At 57.7% G+C, this 2,013-nt stretch carries 2 protein-coding genes and 1 pseudogene; 1 reads left to right on the top strand and 2 read right to left on the bottom strand.

Translation table 11 applies throughout. The features are described 5' to 3' along the window. A partial coding sequence (locus ACFE0K_RS03115) for a PDZ domain-containing protein (RefSeq protein ID WP_434534674.1) occupies positions 1-458 on the bottom strand: 458 nt, incomplete at its 3' end. Positions 459-545: 87 nt separating this feature from the next. Further along, a pseudogene (locus ACFE0K_RS03110) lies at positions 546-1,190 on the bottom strand (carboxy terminal-processing peptidase); the annotation flags it as partial. 176 nt (positions 1,191-1,366) lie between these two features. Here ACFE0K_RS03110 and ACFE0K_RS03105 point away from each other — a divergent pair. Beyond that, a partial coding sequence (locus ACFE0K_RS03105; protein WP_434534673.1) for a nucleoside recognition domain-containing protein occupies positions 1,367-2,013 on the top strand: 647 nt, incomplete at its 3' end.

Genomic DNA, 2,013 nt, shown 5'->3' with positions numbered 1-2,013 from the left:
GCCACATCACTGGTGGTGCTGGTGTAATTGGGATCGCCCCGGTGGAAGGCGGCAAAATCCAGGTAAAACGCCGGGATTTCGATAATCCCCAGCTTCATGGTTTCGCCATCCCGCTCGATGGTGATCACATCCTTCTTGGCGGCCTGTTCTTCCAGCACCACCTTGTTGCGCTCAATGGTGATAGTGCGGGTGTCGTGTTCGCTGGCGCTGCCGGCAGGAATGATCTCCAGATTGACCTTGGTACCTTTGGGACCACGGATCTGATCCACCACTTCGTCCAGGCGCAGGCCAATAACCGGTTCCGGCGCCTCGCCATCCTGGGAAACACCGACAATCCGGTCCGCCGGTTTCAACTGGCCGCTTTTGGCTGCAGGGCCGCCAGGAACCAGACGCACCACCTTGGTATAACCGTCTTCGTATTGCAGCACCGCCCCGATACCTTCCAGGGAGCGGCTCATGCTGATATCGAAATTTTCCGAGTTATGCGGTGTGAAGTAGTTGGTATGCGGATCAAAGGTCTGTGTCAGGGCATTGATGTAGACCTGAAAGACATCCTCCGGCGTGTTCTGGTTAATTCGCTTGAGCTGGCTTTCATAGCGACGGGTCAGGCGGGTGCGGATGTCCTCCAGTGAGCTGTCATTGAGCCGCATGGAAAGCACCGCATTTTTCAGCTGCCGCTGCCAGATGTCGTCCAGCTCCGCCTCGTCCGCAGCCAATGGTGATTCTCCGCGATCCACTAACACGGTTTACTCATCATCGAAGGTCAGCTATGCCCGATCGTTCTCGATGGTGTTGAGAAGTTTCTCCAGACGGGTTTCCAGGCGTTGCTGGAAACGGTTGAAGATGGTGTAACCGTCTTCCAGCTGACCGTCGCTTAACTGGTCATCAAGCTTGTCACGATAGCGCTCGAACTCGCGAATGTCGCTCGCGAGAAAATACTGGCGATTGGGATCCAGGTCCTCGAGATAACTGTCCAGCACCTGATTGGACAGGGAGTTGTCGAACTCCAGCTGCCGATAGTGGTGCTTCAATTTGGCAGCAATTTCCGCGGCGGCATCCAGCTGATCGCTGGTGGGCTTAAGGTCACCCTGAACCTCCGGCTCGGAACGAAGGCCACTCACTCCCTGAATGGCGCCCCCCAGCAGGACCAGTGCCAGTGCCAGAGGGAAGAATTTACGAACTAGTGACATGCTGTTTCTCAAACGGTTTACCTGCAGTATAGGCGACGGCCCGGAAGCGGTCATTCGCAGTTGAATTTCTCTATAACCTGTAGACTACCGTGAAAGCGCGAAGTTGCACCGTCATAAAAGTCGCCAAATTACGGATTTTCAACAAATTACCACGACCCTAGCGTACGGGGGATGCTTTGCACAGACTGTTCAGCCTGTTTTTCCTTGCGGGTATCGCCGGAGCGGTGACCCAGCTCATTGGTGGTGACATGGCGGCGCCAGGGCGTTTGATCAATGCCCTTTGGTCGGCGGCCGACCTGGCTGTTGAGGTCAGCTTGGGGCTGATCGGGGTGTTGGCACTGTGGAGCGGGCTATTCAAGATGGCAGAAGCCAGCAATCTGGCCGCACGCTTGTCATCCTGGGTGGAGCCGGTTCTGGCCCGCTTGATGCCGGGGGTCCGGCGCACTCCGGACGCATCCGCACCGGTTTCCATGAACCTGGCCGCTAACATGCTGGGCCTGGACAATGCCGCTACCCCGCTTGGGCTCAAGGCCATGGAGCGCCTCCAGCAGGGTAATCCGCAGCCGAAACGGGCCACGGACAGTCAGATCATGTTCCTGGTGCTCAACACTTCGTCAGTGACGCTGGTACCGGTGACGGTGCTGATGTTTCGGGCTCAGCAAGGCGCCAGCGACCCTGCCGCCATCTACCTGCCTTTGCTGATGGCCACCACGGTATCCACCATGGGGGGTATTCTGGTCACCGCCAGGGTCCAGCGTATATCGCTGCGCGATCCGGTATGGTTGGTGGTGGCAGGTCTCGGGCTGGCCATCCTGGCGGTAGT

Source organism: Alcanivorax sp. (genome assembly GCF_051117345.1).
GTDB lineage: Bacteria > Pseudomonadota > Gammaproteobacteria > Pseudomonadales > Alcanivoracaceae > Alcanivorax.
Note: the sequence above shows the minus strand (reverse complement) of the source record. Positions and strands in the feature narration are given on the sequence as shown.